Annotated in this window: 14 protein-coding genes; 6 read left to right on the plus strand and 8 right to left on the minus strand. The window is 61.4% G+C overall.

Annotated features, from left to right (window positions below; all coding sequences use genetic code 11):
- Positions 1–12: 12 nt before the first annotated feature.
- The 4 genes from M0D69_RS01215 to M0D69_RS01230 all read left to right on the plus strand — a co-directional run bounded on the left by M0D69_RS01215 (position 13) and on the right by M0D69_RS01230 (position 4,584).
- Positions 13–1,041, plus strand: a complete 1,029-nt coding sequence (locus tag M0D69_RS01215; RefSeq protein WP_301780264.1) for an adenosine deaminase — start codon at positions 13–15, stop codon at positions 1,039–1,041.
- An 11-nt stretch (positions 1,042–1,052) separates the two neighbouring features.
- Positions 1,053–2,414, plus strand: a complete 1,362-nt coding sequence (locus tag M0D69_RS01220) for an NCS2 family permease (protein WP_301780265.1) — start codon at positions 1,053–1,055, stop codon at positions 2,412–2,414.
- Between the two features lie 27 nt (positions 2,415–2,441).
- A complete protein-coding gene (guaD, locus tag M0D69_RS01225; RefSeq protein ID WP_301780266.1) occupies positions 2,442–3,773 on the plus strand; it encodes a guanine deaminase in 1,332 nt (443 codons plus the stop codon).
- Between the two features lie 370 nt (positions 3,774–4,143).
- Entirely contained in the window at positions 4,144–4,584 is a 441-nt protein-coding gene (locus tag M0D69_RS01230; RefSeq protein ID WP_301780267.1) for a hypothetical protein, read from the plus strand.
- An 88-nt stretch (positions 4,585–4,672) separates the two neighbouring features.
- On the opposite strand, the gene M0D69_RS01235 is transcribed toward M0D69_RS01230, so the two are convergent.
- The 8 genes from M0D69_RS01235 to M0D69_RS01270 form a co-directional block, all read right to left on the minus strand.
- Complete coding sequence (locus M0D69_RS01235) at positions 4,673–5,731, minus strand: 2-aminoethylphosphonate aminotransferase (RefSeq protein WP_301780268.1); 1,059 nt, start codon at positions 5,729–5,731, stop codon at positions 4,673–4,675.
- 2 nt (positions 5,732–5,733) lie between these two features.
- A complete protein-coding gene (gene aepY, locus M0D69_RS01240) occupies positions 5,734–6,909 on the minus strand; it encodes a phosphonopyruvate decarboxylase (protein ID WP_301780269.1) in 1,176 nt (391 codons plus the stop codon).
- Positions 6,906–8,606, minus strand: coding sequence for a phosphoenolpyruvate mutase (aepX, locus tag M0D69_RS01245; protein ID WP_301780270.1), 1,701 nt, complete (start codon positions 8,604–8,606; stop codon positions 6,906–6,908). The genes aepY and aepX overlap by 4 nt, the downstream gene beginning before the upstream one ends.
- On the minus strand, positions 8,603–9,370 hold the full coding sequence (locus M0D69_RS01250; RefSeq protein WP_301780271.1) for a phosphocholine cytidylyltransferase family protein: 768 nt from the start codon (positions 9,368–9,370) through the stop codon (positions 8,603–8,605). The genes aepX and M0D69_RS01250 overlap by 4 nt, the downstream gene beginning before the upstream one ends.
- A gap of 21 nt (positions 9,371–9,391) precedes the next feature.
- Positions 9,392–10,399: a flippase-like domain-containing protein gene (locus M0D69_RS01255; protein WP_301780272.1), complete on the minus strand. Its 1,008-nt coding sequence runs from the start codon at positions 10,397–10,399 to the stop codon at positions 9,392–9,394.
- Positions 10,396–11,214 (minus strand): 2OG-Fe(II) oxygenase, encoded by an 819-nt coding sequence (locus tag M0D69_RS01260; protein WP_301780273.1) that lies wholly within the window; start codon positions 11,212–11,214, stop codon positions 10,396–10,398. The genes M0D69_RS01255 and M0D69_RS01260 overlap by 4 nt, the downstream gene beginning before the upstream one ends.
- Positions 11,211–11,909, minus strand: a complete 699-nt coding sequence (locus tag M0D69_RS01265; RefSeq protein WP_301780274.1) for a CDP-alcohol phosphatidyltransferase family protein — start codon at positions 11,907–11,909, stop codon at positions 11,211–11,213. Before M0D69_RS01265 ends, M0D69_RS01260 begins: the two co-directional genes overlap by 4 nt.
- A 216-nt stretch (positions 11,910–12,125) precedes the next feature.
- Complete coding sequence (locus M0D69_RS01270; RefSeq protein ID WP_301780275.1) at positions 12,126–12,875, minus strand: DUF4136 domain-containing protein; 750 nt, start codon at positions 12,873–12,875, stop codon at positions 12,126–12,128.
- 258 nt (positions 12,876–13,133) lie between these two features.
- On the opposite strand from M0D69_RS01270, the gene pepN reads away from it, so the two are divergent.
- Positions 13,134–15,842, plus strand: coding sequence for an aminopeptidase N (pepN, locus tag M0D69_RS01275; protein ID WP_301780276.1), 2,709 nt, complete (start codon positions 13,134–13,136; stop codon positions 15,840–15,842).
- A gap of 176 nt (positions 15,843–16,018) precedes the next feature.
- Positions 16,019–17,044 (plus strand): class 1 fructose-bisphosphatase, encoded by a 1,026-nt coding sequence (locus M0D69_RS01280; RefSeq protein ID WP_301780277.1) that lies wholly within the window; start codon positions 16,019–16,021, stop codon positions 17,042–17,044.
- Positions 17,045–17,089 lie beyond the last annotated feature (45 nt).

The raw sequence follows: 17,089 nt of genomic DNA on the forward strand, positions 1-17,089 counted from the left end.
CACACGATAAGCATGAATTCCACTCTCGCCGACAAGATCGCCCGCGCACCCAAGGCCGAACTGCACATTCACATCGAAGGTTCGCTCGAACCCGAGCTGATCTTCGAACTCGCGAAACGCAACGGCGTGACGCTTGCGTACGACTCCATCGAAGCGTTGCGCGCGGCCTACGCATTCACCGACCTCCAATCGTTCCTCGATATTTACTACGCCGGCGCGAGCGTGTTGCTGCACGAGCGCGATTTCCACGACATGACCATGGCGTACGTAGAACGCGCGCTCGCCGATCATGTCACGCACACCGAAATTTTCTTCGATCCGCAGACGCACACTGAACGCGGTGTATCGATTGCCACGGCCGTTGCGGGTATCGAAAGCGCGCTGGCCGAAGGTGAGCGGCGCGGTATGACGAGCAAGCTGATCCTGTGTTTCCTGCGTCATCTGCCGGAAGAAGATGCGCTCAAGACCTTCGACGAAGCGCTGCCCTTGTTCGATCAATACAAGCATCGGCTGATTGGCGTTGGGCTGGATTCGTCGGAGCGCGGCCATCCGCCTTCGAAGTTCGAACGCGTATTCGCGAAGGCACGGGAGAAAGGGTTAAAACTCGTGGCGCACGCGGGCGAAGAAGGTCCGCCGGCGTATGTGTACGAAGCGCTCGACCTGCTGAAAGTGGATCGCGTCGATCACGGCGTGCGCAGCATGGAAGACCCGGCGCTGGTCGCTCGCCTCGCCGATGCCCGCATCGCACTGACCGTCTGTCCGCTGTCGAACCTGAAGCTGCGCGTCTTCGACGACATGACCCAACACACGCTCAAGGCGCTGTTGGATCAGGGCGTGGCCGTGATGATCAACTCCGACGACCCCGCGTATTTCGGCGGCTACGTGAACGCCAACTACTTCGCTATCACCGAAGCACTCAATCTCACCGACGCCGAGGTCTACACGCTGCTCAAGAACAGCCTGGAAGCGTCGTTCGTTACTGAAGCCGAACGCAATGCGATGGTCGCCGAACTCGACGCCTACTGGCACGCAGCAGCTTGAACGAGAACGCCATGGCAACGATTACCAACGAGACAACCACGCTCGAGCGTCTCTTCGGCATCCGCTCGGCGGGTTCGCGGACCAAGACAGAGATTGTCGCGGGCATCACGACCTTCCTCACGGCGATGTACATCATCGTCGTCAATCCGGGGATTCTGTCGCAGGCGGGCATCCCCTTCCCGGCGGCGCTCACGGCTACCGTGATTGTCAGTTTTCTCGGCAGTTGCGCGATGGGTCTGTACGCGCGTAACCCGGTTCTCGTCGCGCCGGGCATGGGCATGAACGCGCTGTTCGCGTTCGTGATGGTTCATGCCGGCAAGATGCCCTGGCAGACGGCGCTCGGCTGCGTGTTCTGGGCCGGCGTGATCTTCGCGGTGCTTGCGGCGTTCAACGCGCGCAAGCTTGTCGTCGATGCGATTCCGGCGAATCTGCGTCACGCCGTGTCGTGTGGCATCGGGCTGTTTATCAGCCTGATCGGATTGGTCAACGCGAAGTTCGTGGTCAGCGATCCCGTGACGATCGTGCATTCGGCGTCGCTGAATCCGGTGGTGATCACGTTTCTGATCGGTCTTGCCGTGACCACCATCCTGGTCGCGCGACGCGTGACCGGCGCCCTGATGCTCGGCATCATTTTCACAACCGTGATCTCGATTCCCATCGGCCGCTTCTGGGGCGACGGCACCGCTTACTGGCCCGCTGCAATCGCCACGAAAACGCTCGTGAACTGGAACGGCCTCTTCTCGGCGCCGGACTTCTCGGCAGTCGGTCAACTCGATCTGCTCGGCTCACTGAAGCTGGTCTACTGGCCCTTCATCTTCGTGATGCTGTTCACGTCTTTCTTCGATGCGCTCTCCACCTTCATGGCGATCTCGGAAGCCGGCAAGCTCTACGACGAAGATGGCAACCCGCGCAACATCCGCCAGTCGATGATGGTCGATTCGTTCGCCGCGCTCGTTTCCGCGCCGCTCGGCACGAGTCCGGCGAATGCGTACATAGAATCGGCGGCGGGGATTTCTGCGGGTGGCCGCACGGGGCTGGTCGCGGTCGTGGCGGGTTTGTGTTTCCTGCCCTTCCTGTTCCTCTCGCCGCTGCTCTCGCTGGTGCCGGCTATCGCGACCGCGCCTGCGCTCGTGCTGGTCGGCGTGTTCATGATGGAGTCGATCACGAAGATCGAATGGGACCGCTTCGACGAAGCCATTCCAGCCTTCCTCGCGATGATCCTGATCCCGCTGACCTATTCGATCACCGATGGCATCGCGTACGGTTTCCTCGCGTTCGTCGTGATCAAGTCGTTCACTGGCCGCGGAAAAGAAATCAAGCCGGCGATGTGGATTGTCGCCGCGCTGTCGTTGCTGTTATTGACACAGCTATAAATACGCTTCACTGGAGACGTTTCAACCATGACTCAGACCGCCTACCGCGCGCAGCTTCTCACTTTCCGGGACGACCCTGCTTTCTCCGACAATAACGCCGTGCACGAAACCGACGGCCTGTTGCTGGTGGAAGATGGCCGCGTGGTGGTGGCGGGCGCGTATGCGGCGTTTCGCGACCAGATTGCGCCGGACGCCGAGATAAAAGATCTGCGCGACAAGCTGATCGTGCCGGGTTTTATCGACTCGCACATTCACTATCCGCAGACCGACATGATCGCCTCTCCTGCGCCGGGTCTCCTGCCATGGTTGAACACCTATACGTTTCCGACCGAGCGCAAGTTCGAGGACCCGGCGTATGCGCGGGAAACGGCGGGCTTTTTCATCGATGAGCTGCTCGCTTGCGGCACGACCACGGCGCTCGTGTATTGCACGGTCCACAAGCAATCCGCCGATGCCCTCTTCAGCGAAAGCGAGTCGCGCAACCTGCGCATGATCGCGGGCAAAGTGCTGATGGATCGCAACTGCCCGGAGTATCTGCGCGACACAGCGCAATCGGGCTACGACGACAGCGCCGAACTCATCGCCCGCTGGCACGGCCGGGGACGGCAGGAATACGCGCTGACGCCGCGTTTCGCACCGACCTCCACGGAAGCGCAACTTGAAGCCTGCGCGGTGCTCGCGCGCAAGCATCAGGACGTGTACATCCAGAGCCATGTCGCGGAAAACACCGACGAAATCAAGTGGGTCGAAAGCCTGTTCCCGGGGCATCGGAGCTATCTAGACATCTACGATCACTACGACCTGCTGCGTCGGCGCGCGGTCTACGGCCACTGCATTTATCTCGACGATACCGACCGCCAGCGCATGGCCGAAACCGGCGCGGTAGCGTCGCATTGCCCGACATCGAACCTGTTCCTCGGCAGCGGTTTGTTCGATATCGAAAAGGCTAGTGCCGCGAAGATGCCGGTGGCGCTTGCAACCGACGTAGGCGGCGGCACGACGTTTTCAATGTTGCAAACCATGGGCGAAGCGCACAAGATCGCGCGCCTGACGGGCCATCACCTGACCGCGGTGCGGATGTTCTGGCTGGCGACCACGGGCGCGGCGCAAGTGCTCGACATGTCAGACAGGGTCGGGACGCTCAAGCCCGGCAGCGAAGCGGATTTCGTTGTGCTGGACCCCGCCGGCACGCCCCTGCTCGCACGCCGGACGGCGCGGGCCGAATCGCTGGAAGAACTGCTGTTCGCATTCGCGATGCTAGGCGACGACCGCGCCGTGTTCGAGACGTATGCGGCGGGGAAATGCGTGCATCGGCGAGAGGCGCGGCGCGCGGCAGTACCGGAGTTGGCAGCGGCTTGAGGGTTGTTGGTTCGGCGGAGAAAGCGCCCCTCGGGTTGTATGAACGACTCGCGTCCACCGAACGCGAGTCATGAACACTATTTGGCGCTCGCGGCCTTCACCACTGAAGGGGTCGTTTGCGTATTGATACGCCGTAACCTCGCTTGACCAGCGTTGATGCAGCGGGTTCAAGCGCTTTATCCAACGCTTAAGCAGTTCACCTTAATTCCGCTGAGGATTGCCTATCAGCCGGATTTTAATCGCAAACCAAACAAGACCCGTTCCGCGCGAAGCCTTTCGAGACGGGCTCTAAGCACTTGTTTAAGCACGCTTTCCTGCTTCCCGTTACAGTTTAGCCTTTTGGCAACGCCCGAGCGCGTATCCACTGTTCATGAAGTCACCCGCACAAGCCGTCCGCATCGGTTTATTCATACTCATTGCAGCATCGTCCGCGCACGCTTCAGCCTACGCGCTGGATTCCCAACTCGACTGCAAATCGACAGCGCACGCGTTCATCGCGCCGCTTCAGGAAAACCACGCCATAGAAACCACGCCGATGCGCGTGGAATCCAACTCCATCAACGCGTTCAAGCCAACCCACGGAAGTCACCTTACAGCGTTCGATTTCGGCGTGTTCGCGGTGGTCGGGTATCAGAAGGACGACGCGATCTTCAAGCAGGGCAGCGGCGAACCGATCGCCGATTCAGCCTACGGCGCGGTCGTGATCGGCGGGGAAGATTCGGTCAAGGAAAAGGTCCGGGCAGCCGGCAGCGGCGCCGTGATCCATCACGTCGCGCCCTTCATCACCGCGATTTTCTGCAACCGCGATTGACCGCGTCACCAGGCAAAGGGCCGCGCCCAACATCGGTTGGCCGCGGCCCTTTGTTAGCCTTTTGCTAACGGCAGATGCCCGGGCCGGATCAGCGCAGCATCTTCGCAATCGAACCAAGCAGGCGATCGATGTCACACGTAGTCAGCGCGCCCATCGTCGAGATGCGGAACAACTCGTTCGACAGTGCTCCCTGTCCCGCGTAAATCACGAAACCCTCGGTTTTCAAGCTGTCGTGCAGAACCGCATAGGTCATTCCCGCCGGCAGCCGGTATGCCCGCAACACGACGGACGACTCACCCGCCGGCAACGCGGCTTCAATACCCAACGCAGCCAGTCCTCCACGTGCTTGTTCAGCCAGCGCAGCATAGCGAGCGTGACGGGCCTGCAAACCGCCCTCCTCCTCGAACTCGCGCAAGGCTTCAACCAGCGCGTAATACGCATGCACGGACGGCGTGAACGGCGTGTTGCGCTCGTCCTGCAGCTTCGCAAGGCGCGTGATGCCGAGGTAATACGTGCGGCTCGCGGCATGCTTCAGCGCATCGCGTTTTGCAATCACGAACGCCGCGCCCGGCACGCCGTGCAGGCATTTATTCGCCGTCGCCGCGACCGCAGTAATCCCACCACCATCGAAGTCGATATGCTCCGCGCCGAAACTGCTCACGCCATCTAGTAACAAGCCGATGCCACGCGCTTTACACGCCGCGCTGAGCCGGTCGATCTCATTCAAACGGCCCGTTGTCGTCTCATGATGGATGATCGCGACATTGGTAAAACCGTCGAGTTTGCGGATAATCGCGTCGGTGTCCGGCGCTTCCATCCACGCGTACTTCACGACCTCATGATCGATCCGATACTGCTGCGCAATCTGCGCGATCCGTTCGCCATACACGCCGTTTTCGACAATCAGCAGGCGCCCGCCTTCCGGTACCATCCCCGCGATCATGCTTTCGACGGCAGCCGTGCCCGAACCGGTCATCAAGACAGCCGTCCAGACGGCGGGATCGAGGGCATAGGTTGCGAGCAAGCGCGAACGTGCTTCGTCCTGCAGATCGAAAAACTCCGGCTCGCGGTGGCACAAGTCGGTTTGCAGCAGGCTATTTCGCACGCGTTCGGTCAGCGTGACGGGGCCAGGATTGAGCAACAGCATGATTAGCGTCCGATATGGGTTTGCAACCGGCGACGCACGTCTTCCGGCGTGATCGACGGCCGTGGCAAGTCGCTGGGCGTGCCTGTGTTGATCGATAGCCGGGCGAAACGCACGCCGTCGATATCCTTCGCTTCGAACAAGCGGTCGATGACGGAAAGATCGTCGCCGTCGAGCGCCAACGCGTACCCGCACGCCGAAGCAATGCGCGCAAACTCGATCCCCTGCGACACCGTCGCCTGAGCGCCGGTCGATTCGTGCGCGCCGTTGTCCAGCAGCAAGTGCGTGAGGTTGGACGGCCCATAAGCGCCAAGCGTGGCGAACACGCCCATGCGCATCAAGGCGGCGCCGTCGCCGTCGAGCGCAACCACCAACAGGTCCGGCCGCGACAACGCGAGGCCGAGCGCCATGGGCGTGACGCATCCCATCGATCCGACCAGATACACCTGGTTCTCGCGGTCATCGATAGCGTAGAGTTCCCGCCCGCAAAATCCCGTCGATGCCAGCACGACCGTCGATTCCTTCGGTGTATGCGCGATCACGCGCTGCAACGCGTCGTGACGCGACACACGTTCGCCTGTGCCTTCGAAAGACACGACTTCAGCGCGCTCGTTCAAAGCCCGCTGACGCACACCGCTCAAGCCCTTCTTGCTCAACTTGTACGGCGCGACGCTGCCCTTCTGCATCACAAGCGCGTACGGCCGCCCGGTGCTGTCCATATGCGCGGTCGCCCGATCGAGCGCGGGACCGATCGCATCGGCTTCGGTGGGGAACAACTCCCACGGAATTTCCATCGTGTCGAGCATGGCCGGTGTCACCGGTCCCATCAGCGCGTGCTGCGGTTCGTCGGCAACGCCCGGCTGACCGCGCCACGTGACGATCAGCAATTGCGGCAGCCTGAACGTCCACGTCAGCGACGTCAGCGGGCTCACCGCGTTGCCGAGCCCGGAGTTCTGCATCATCGAGATACCGCGACGCGCCTTATGCACGCCCGACGCGCCGAGTGCCACGCCCGCGATCAACGCGACCGCATCGCCTTCATTCGCCGCCGATACATAGTTCAGCGACTCGTCCTGCAACACGTAGTTGATGAACGGCGTCAGGTACGAGCACGGCACGCCCGCGTACCAGTCGAAACCCCGCTCACGCGCGGCTTCAACGAATTGTGCAGCTTCGATCACGCGCCGGCCTCCGCGGACGCCGAGCCATTCGATCCGTACGGCGCTTGTCCGTGGGCGAAATCGCCGGCTCGGCGCAACTCGTCGAGGTCGTTCACGCCGCGCCAGTGGCCGTGCACGTACTGCACTTCAATACGCTCGCCCGCTTCGATCAGCGCATTGAGCAGCGCGGCCATGTCGAGCTTGGCGAAGTCATCGCGTTGCTGCAGTTGTCCGAGCGTGGCGACAAGACGTTTGCGGCCCGCGCCGCGCACGTTCAGGAGGCCCATCCAGCGGCCTTGCGGCGAGTTGAGATTCGCCGGACCAGCCGAGCTCGTCACACTTTCGAGCCAGACCTTCTGCCCGAACAACGCGCGATCGTCCGCCGTGGAGCAATACGCAAAATCCGTCGATGCCACGCCAGGTCCCGGCGTCTGCGATGAATCCACGACCACGCAAAAGTCGCTGTCCGACTCCACCAGATCGCGAAGAATGTAGCTGCGGAACAAGAGATCGCCGTAGGAAATCACGGTATCCGCGGTGAACGATTTCGCCGCGCATGCCAGCGACGCGAGTTCGCCCGTGTGCTCGTGCTTTTCATTCACGACAAGCCGGATCCCCGATGTATCGATGGCATCCGCACGATAACCTCCGACCACCGTGATGTCGTTGATGCCTTCCTTCTTGAAGGCTTCGACCAGACGGCGCAGCAGCGGCTTGCCCGCGATCGGCAGCATGACCTTGGGTTTGTCGGCGGTGACGGCTTCCAGCCCCGCGCCCCGGCTTGCCGCGAGCACGACGGCATTACGCGAAGCGCTCGCCGACGACAGATACACGCTCTCGGCGGCCGAATATTCCTCAGCGTCCTGGAGACGGAAAATTTCGTTCACGCTCGCCACGCGGTCTTCCACATTCACCAGCGTCTCGCTGCTGTGGATTTCCTTCGCGATCGCCTGCATGGTCGAGGCCGCGCCGCGCAGCAGATGGTTCGCCCAGATCACCGTGCTGATGCCGGCCTGGCGGAACACATCGGTTGGCGTGCTGTAATACTTGGTCGGCACGATCACGAGCGGGCCCCGGCCTGCCCATTCGCGCGCAAACGTGAGGATTTCGTCGGGCTTGGAGAGCTTGCTGTGAATCAGGATCGCGTCCGCGCCGGCTTGCCGATACGCCTCCGCGCGCTTTAACGCTTCTTCCATGCCCCAGCCCGCAATCAGCGCTTCCACGCGTGCGACGATGGAGAAATTCGGATCGCTTTGCGAGTCCTTGCCGGCCTTGATCTTGCCGCAGAACTCGTCCATCTCGGCGAGCGGCTGGCGCTCACCGTTCAGAAAACTATTGGTCTTCGGAAACTGCTTGTCTTCAATACATACACCGGCAATGCCGCGCTGCTCCAGCTTCTTCACCAGCCGGCGGACGTTGTTGAAGTTGCCATAGCCAGTGTCGCCGTCCAGCAGTATCGGCAGGTCGCTCGCGTCCGCCATGAACTCGAGCATGTCGACCACTTGCGTCCAGCTCGCTTCGTTGTTGTCGCGCACGCCGAACTGCGCCGAAATGGTCAGGCCGGAGCCCCAGATCGCCTTGAAACCGGCTTCCTTCACAATGCGCGCGGACAAGCCGTTATGCGCTTCCATCAGGAATTCGAGCTGATTGCTCTGCAGCATCTCGCGCAGACGAAGCGTGCGCGAAAATCCGACGGGAATTTGATGTGGTGCGTTCATCGTAGTGCTCCTGCAAGCTGACGCAGTTGCGGCAAGACTTCGTCGGCCGCGCGTTTAACGTCGTTCTGAAAATCGATTTCTATCCACGGCGCGCCGGTGACGTCGGCGATGTCGAATACCTGGCTGCGTTCCAGCAGCAAATCACGCACGGCTTCCTCGTGCGGCAAGTTGGCGCGGCCCGTGGCGACATAACCCGCGACGAGTTCGGCCAGACGGCGCGCGGCGGTTTCGTCGAAGCGGAAAAATCCCACCGACTCGCCGATAGTGTCGAACTGCAGATCGGCCAGCACTTGCTTGCGCAATTCCACCGGCACGCCATTGGCCACGCAGAGCTTCACGGGTTCATCGCCGGCTTCGAAATCACGGTCGATCAAGAGACGGTTCACCGGTCCCGCGCCCGCCACGAGCGGTTCGAGAATGCGTTCGTCGTAGAGTACGTCGGCGTCCATCAGCAGCACGTCGCCGCCACGTGTAAGCGCTTGAGCCGCTGTGTGCACCGACAGCACGCTGCCCAGCGAAAACTCACGGTTCACAACCACTTCGGTATGCGGTTTCCAGTCGATCGCGGCAAGTTCCGCTTCCACCTGTTCATGCTTGAAGCCGAGCACGAACACGATTTCATTGACGCCCGCCGACTTCAACAGTTGCAGATGGCGTTCGAGCAGCGACAACTCGCCGAAACGCAGCAGGCACTTCGGCTTTTGCAGCCCTTCGGGCTGAACCAGGCGCAGCCCCATCCCCGCAGCAAGAATAATTGCGCGCATGTTGATCCTATCGGTGATGCTTTATTCGATTTCCGGCACGCGCGCGAGACGACGGCGCTGCCAGCCCTTTTCAGCGAAATGCAGATAAACGATGCCCGGCAGGCCGAGCAACAATTCCCGCGCGCGCTTGGCGAGCGAGAGGGCGAGCGCGGCTTCCGGCGGCAAACCAATGAGGCGCGCGAGCAGCAGATACCCGCCCTCCTGCACGCCGAGTGAACCGGGAATGGCGAACGCCGCAGCGCGGATTGCCTGGCCGAGACTCTCCAGCATCAGCGCTTCGGTCCAGCCGACGGGCGAGCCGAGAAAGTGCAGCGCAAGCCACACCTCGCCGGTACCGACGACCCAGCCCAGCAGACTCAACGCGAAACTCAACGCAACGGGGCCGGGCCTTTCGTAGAGTTCGAGTACGGCGGCATCGACGGCTTGCGCGCGCGACACCAGCGACGACCAATCACGCTTCTTCGAAAAACGCGCGGCAAATTGCGAGGCGAAGCACGTCACGCGGCCGAACAAACCCTTGCGCTGCGCGAAGAAAAAACCGAGAACCATGAGGGAACACACCACGATCACGATCAGCACCGGCATCAATATGCCCACGCCCGATGCATAGCTGCTCAGCAACGCGAGCCCGATCATGGCGAAGCTCATTTGTCCGACGGATTGCATCGTCGTGCTGACGGTGATGACCGCGGCGGCGTCGCGGGCGCGCATGCCGCGCTGCGCGAGATAACGCACCATCAGCATCGGACCGCCGATCTGTCCCGCCGGCATCAGGCTATTCACCGATTCACCGGTCCAGCGCGCGAGCAACGCGTCGCGGAAGCTCACATCGCGTTGGTTGCGGGGAAACAGCGTTTCGATAGCCAGCGCATCGATCACGACAGGCAGCAGGTGGAACGCCGCCACCGCGAGCAGACCCCAGCCCGCGGCTGCGAGCGCCGTCGCAACGGAACCAAAGCCCTGCCAGCCAAGCAGCGCGATGAACAACACCACGCCGAGCGACAAAAGGACTGTTCCGGTGCGGCTCATGCCGCGCCTTTCTTCCCGCCCTTGCGGCGGAAAACCTGGCCGAAGCCAAAGTACGCGACCGAGTCCTTCATGTTCGAGATGAACCGCTGCCACGGCCGCATGTTCGGATTGGTGACATATTCAAACGTCAGCGACACGCGGAATTCACCCGCGCGAGCAGGCGTGATGCGATGACGCAGTTTGTCGCCATCGAAGAAAACGAGGCCACCCGGGGGAATCTGTACCGAACCCGGTTGATCGGGGATCCCGGGCGTACGCGTGTGCAGTTCGTAGTCGAGACTGCACGACGAATCGTCCATCACACCGAGCAGCAGCGTGTAACGGCGGCCTTCGTAGTACGACGTATCGTAGTGCCAGCCGATGTGGTCCCCCGCCTTCGTGTAGAAATACAGCGCATACGCGTGCGGATCGTCAGCGGGCGACTCCTGCAGCGTGTCGCCGCTGATTTTCTCCAGCCAGCCGATCAACGCCGGCGACCGGTACAACTCGGCGATGAACGGCGCGAGTTCGTCGATCGCGTGACGGCTCACGCTGCCGCCCTGCTTGTGTCCCGGCAAATAGTTGCGGTTGATCGCGGGCGTAACGGCATGGACTGCCGCGACCAGCTTCTCGGTAAACTCTCGCGGCAGGAAGTCGTCGAGATACAGGAATGCGCCCTGGTTATCGAACGTCTCGTGCAGCTTCGCCGTGTAGCGCTGAGGGGACAAGCGCTGAAGATGCGCGGCCAACGTTTCGTCAAGGGCTTGACGGCCCTTGGGATCAACCGACTTTTCGCCGAGCGAACGTGTGGATACGGAATCGACAGATGAATTCATTGGACAGCCTGCAAGTCTTGGCCGTCGGCATTCTTGCTGCGCACTGCGGTCTGGGCGGGACGCCGGAGCGCGCGCTGATAGTCCACGACGACCCAGACCGCGAACAACGGAGCGCCGATAGAAGCAGCCACCAGAAACGGCGTCATGCCGTTGAGCAGCGTCACCACCGGCAGCAGATACAACACGTCTTCGGTTTCGAAACCCGCCATGGATGCCTGCTTCGTGCCGCTCTTGCCCGCCATCGATTCGATCCGCATCCGCAGAAAGAAGATCAGCGCGACAGCAACGCCCGCGATGCCACCAAGCCACTCGGCCCGCACGATCATGGCCGGGTGATGCATGTTCACATAAAACCCGAGGCCCACGAACAGCAGCACGGTCACCAGGGAATCGCACGCAAGATCGTAAAAATGACCGATTTTGCTCGACATCCCGCTGATCCGTGCGAGCTCACCGTCGGTGTGATCGACGAAATTGGAGAGCGCGATCAACACGGCGCCCAAACTACATTCCCAGAAACTGCCGACGGACAGGTAATACGCGCCGGCAATGCCGATCAGCAGGCGTAGAGTGGTCAGGTGATTCGGTGTAACCGGGGTGCCAACAAGCGGTGTAACAAGCCGCCGCGCGAGCCGCGCGTCCCAGGTCGGGGGCTCGGGAAGGGTATGTGGTTGGGCGTTGCGGGGTTTGGTCATCTGCGAAATATATCTCGTTTCGAATTTAATTGCATACGACGACGCTTCGCCACAAACCTGTCACAAAGTCATTGTTCGGCTCGGAATTCGGAATGATCGAGGAGTAATTGCGGGCAACGACAGGCGATGGCGCCCGGCTCAAACAGCCGGGCGCCATGACGGTAAATTTTCCCGGAATTGGCCGCAGGGGCCGGACTCGGGCGCCGGCTTGCCAGGCTATTGCACGGGCACGGGCACGGGCGCAGGAGCGGGAACGGGCGCCGGAGCGGTCGCCTTCTCGTTCGTCCCGACCGCAACCGGGGCTTCATTACTCGCACCGCCATTTTTATCGAGCGGGATCTTCACTGTGCGCACCGTCCCGTTCCCCAGCGGGAAATCCGCGAGCGCGCTGCGGATCAGATAAGGCATGGCCCGGACCAGCGACGATTCGCCACCTGAATTGCTTGCGGTCACTTTGTACACTTCGCGCCCGCTGTCACGTTCGGTCATGCGGATCTGCAGCGAGTGGACGAAGATCGGGTAACTTTGGTCCACATAACCCGCTGGCCCCATGTCCCACCCGCCCCACGCTCCGTAAGCACCCCAGCCGTATGGCCGGCCGTACCAGCCGCCGTACATCGGCCACGGATCGTAATAGACGGGTTGCCGCACCGTCACCATGTCGCCGCGAATGGAATACGACAATTCCACGCGATAGTGCGCGCTGGCATCGGGGAGCTGCTTGAACGAATGGGTGGCAAGCTCGTTGGCGGCGAGCGCTTCATACGTTTTCTGTTCGATGCTGTTTTGCTGCTGCGCCGAACGGGCGAACGCGTAGGTCCGCGTAGCGTCGCTCCCGGACCAATCAGAGAACGCCGCCACCTGCGTCTGGACATAGGTCGTACAGCCTCCCAGCAACGCGAACCCCGCGACCAGGGTCACGCGTGCCGCACTCTTCCACTCCCCGTACAACTGTCCCAGCGTCATGGCCGACCTCGTTGCATTGTCTTGTTGATTTTTTGTTGCGATGTTGTTCGCAAACAGTCACCGTGAAGTGTCGCATGCACCGCACGGAGATTAGCTGATTCCACCTGTTTAAAGACCCTCGCTGGCGCGTGAAGTTCGGGAGATAGGCCATCCGGACAACCCCGAATCGAGCACACGATTCCGCGCGCCTTTGTACAATGATCCGACACAAGGCCGCCTGGAAAGCAAAGGCACCCGCTCAACTCAATCAGATCCGCCATGTCCAACTCGACCGCACCTGCCGTAATCCGCCGCGCCGACTACACGCCGCCCGCTTTCCTGATCGATACTGTCGCGCTCGAATTCGACCTCGTCCCGGAGCGGACCGTGGTGCGCAATACCATGCGCCTGCGCCGCAACCCGGACGCCGCGCCCGCGGCTACTCTGGAGCTGATGGGCGAGCAGATGGAATTCATCGGCGCAACGCTCGACGGCCGTCCGCATGCAGACGTCCACGTCAACGAGAACGGTTTGTCGGTGAGCAATATTCCCGACGCTTTTGAATTGACCATTGAAAGTGCATGCAAGCCGGCTGAGAACACGACGTTGTCGGGCCTGTATGTATCTGGCGGCAACTTCTTCACGCAATGCGAGGCCGAGGGTTTTCGCCGCATCACGTATTTCCTCGACCGCCCCGACGTCATGGCTACGTACACGGTGACCCTGCGGGCGAACAAAACGGCGTACCCGGTGCTGTTGTCAAACGGCAACCTAATCGAAGAAGGTGATCTTGGCGACGGCCGGCACTTCGCGCGCTGGGAAGACCCGTTCAAAAAACCGAGCTATTTGTTTGCGTTGGTTGCGGGCAAGCTGGTCAAGCTCGAGCAGCGTACGAAAAGCGGTTCGGGCAAGGAAAAGTTGCTGCAAGTGTGGGTCGAACCGCACGATCTCGACAAGACGCAGCACGCAATGGATTCGCTGGTTCACTCCATCGAATGGGACGAACGCCGCTTTGGGCTCGAGCTCGACCTCGATCGTTTCATGATTGTCGCCGTGAGCGACTTCAACATGGGCGCGATGGAAAACAAGGGCTTGAACATCTTCAACACGAAGTACGTGCTCGCGAATCCCGAAACGGCTACCGATGTGGATTTCAGCAACATCGAAGCCGTGGTTGGCCATGAATATTTCCACAACTGGACGGGTAACCGCGTGACCTGCCGCGACTGGTTCCAGTTGAGCCTGAAGGAAGGCCTGACCGTGTTCCGCGACCAGGAATTTTCCGCCGACATGGCCGCCGGACTCGAACCGGGCGCAGCCAGCGACGCAGCGCGTGCGACCAAACGGATTGACGACGTGCGCGTGCTGCGCCAGATGCAGTTCGCTGAAGATGCCGGTCCTATGGCGCATCCGGTGCGCCCGGAAAGCTACGTGGAGATCAACAATTTCTACACGATGACCGTCTACGAAAAAGGCTCGGAAGTCGTGCGCATGTATCAGACGCTGCTCGGCCGCGACGGTTTCCGGCGCGGCATGGATCTGTATTTCCAGCGCCACGACGGCCAGGCCGTGACCTGCGACGACTTCCGCCACGCAATGGCGGACGCCAATGGCCGCGATCTGGCGCAGTTCGAGCGCTGGTACAGCCAGGCGGGCACACCCCGCGTAACGGTGCGCACACGCTACGACGCGGCCACAAAGCGTTATGCGCTCACGCTCACACAAGGTTACGGCGAAGCATCGGAGGCGGCGCGCGCCACGCAAAAGGGTCCGCTGCTGATTCCGTTCTCGGTCGGTTTGATCGGCAAGAGCGGCGCCGACCTGCCGCTGAAACTCGATGGTGAAAAAGAGCCGCAAGGCACGACACGCGTGCTGGAATTCACGGAACAGGAGCAAACCTTCACGTTCGCCGATGTCGCCGAAGAGCCGTTGCCTTCGTTGTTGCGCAATTTCTCGGCGCCGGTGGTGGTCGATTACGACTACACCAACGAACAACTGGCGTTCCTGCTTGCTCATGACTGCGACCCGTTCAATCGATGGGAAGCCGGCCAGCGCCTCGCCACGCGTGAGCTGCTTGCATTGGCGGATCGGGCATCGAAGGGCGAGGAATTGACGCTCGCCGATCAAGTCGTTTCCGCGTTTGCCCAGGTACTCGACGACACCACGCTCACACCGGCATTCCAGGAATTGGCGCTGATGTTGCCGTCGGAGGGATATCTTGCGGAACAAATGGCTGTGTCGGACCCGGCTGCCGTTCACGCCGCGCGCGTGTTTGTCAGCCGCCGGCTCGCCACGGGACTGCGCGAACGGTGGCTCGCCGTGTACGAGGCGAACCGCACGCCGGGCGAATATCGCGCGACGCCGGAAGACGCCGGCAAGCGTGGCCTGAAGAATCTCGCCCTCGCCTACCTGAGCCAGCTCGACGACCCAACGCGAGCCATCGAACTCGCGAGCGCCCAATACGACGCCGCGAACAACATGACGGACCGGTCAGCGGCATTGTCCGCGCTCCTGACGGCGGGTGCCTCAGGTTCCGTCGATACCGCCCTCGCCGATGCCGCGCTCAGCGATTTCTACCAGCGCTTCGAGAGCGAGCCGCTTGTCATCGACAAGTGGTTCGCGCTGCAAGCCACGCAACGCGGCGGCCCGAAACGCAACGTGCTCGAGATTGTGCGCAAGCTGATGCAACATCCGGCGTTCACGCTGAAAAACCCGAATCGCGCCCGCTCGCTGATTTTCAGCTTCTGCGGTGCGAATCCGGCGCAATTCCACGCCGCCGACGGTTCCGGCTACGCGTTCTGGGCTGAACAGGTCGTTGCGCTCGACGCCATGAACCCACAGGTCGCGGCCCGCCTTGCACGTACGCTCGAGCAATGGCGCCGGTACACGCCGGCCTTGCGCGAGCAGGCGCATGCGGCGCTTGAAGAGGTGGCATCGAAGGTGAATTCCCGTGACGTACGCGAGATCGTGGAGAAAGCGCTGGGCTGAGCATCTCGTGGCTCATCCCGGCTGATCGTAAACCGGCGCTTCGGCGCCGGTTTTTTTATGCGCGGACGTTAAGGAAACCGGCAGCACGCGGCGCGCGCATTCCTGTGACATCGAGAGACACATTCCAAGCGGGTAGAATCTTAGGCATTCGTCTAACGCTCCCGGAGCCCAACGCAATGTCGACCCCCTCATCCATTTCCCGCCGCACGACGCTCACCAAGTATCTGATCGAGCAGCAGCGGGAACATCAAAACCTTCCCGCCGACCTGCGACTGTTGATCGAAGTGATCGCACGGGCATGCAAGCAGATCGGCTATCAGGTAAGCAAGGGCGCGTTGGGCGAAGCGCTGGGCACCGCCGGCAGCGAAAACGTCCAGGGCGAAGTGCAGAAGAAACTCGACATCCTGTCGAACGAAATCCTGCTCGAAGCCAACGAATGGGGCGGCAACCTGGCCGCGATGGCATCGGAGGAAATGGAAAAGATTTTCCCGATCCCGAACCGCTATCCGAAGGGCAACTACTTGCTCACGTTCGATCCACTCGACGGCTCTTCGAACATCGACGTGAATGTGTCCATCGGCACGATCTTTTCAGTGCTGCGATGCCCGGACGGCATGGAGCCGAGCGAACAGGCGTTCATGCAACCCGGTTCGGCGCAAGTGGCGGCCGGCTACGCGGTCTACGGTCCGCAAACCGTGTTCGTGTTGACCACCGGCTACGGCGTAAACTGCTTCACGCTTGACCGCGAGCTCGGATCGTGGGTGCTCACGCAGAGCAACATGCAAATCCCCGCTGATACGCGCGAGTACGCGATCAACGCATCGAACAGCCGTCACTGGTATGAGCCGGTGCAAAAGTATGTGAACGAATTGAACGAAGGCAAGGATGGCCCGCGCAAGGAAGATTTCAACATGCGCTGGATCGCGTCGATGGTTGCAGACGTGCACCGTATCCTGAGCCGTGGCGGCGTGTTCATGTACCCCGCCGACAAGCGCACGCCCGATCGTCCGGGCAAGCTGCGCCTGTTGTATGAAGCGAACCCGATGGCGTTCATCGTCGAACAGGCGGGCGGCGCGGCCACCGACGGCGCGCAGCGCATCCTCGACATCATTCCGAACAACCTGCATCAGCGTGTGCCGGTGTTCCTGGGATCGAAAAACGAGGTCGAACGCGTGACGCGTTATCACGCAGAAAAGAATTGACCGTAGGGTGTTGCCAAACTCGCCGGAAGGTCCTTATAATCTCGT

The sequence above is a fragment of the Caballeronia sp. SEWSISQ10-4 2 genome, assembly GCF_030464885.1.
Taxonomy (GTDB): Bacteria; Pseudomonadota; Gammaproteobacteria; order Burkholderiales; family Burkholderiaceae; genus Caballeronia.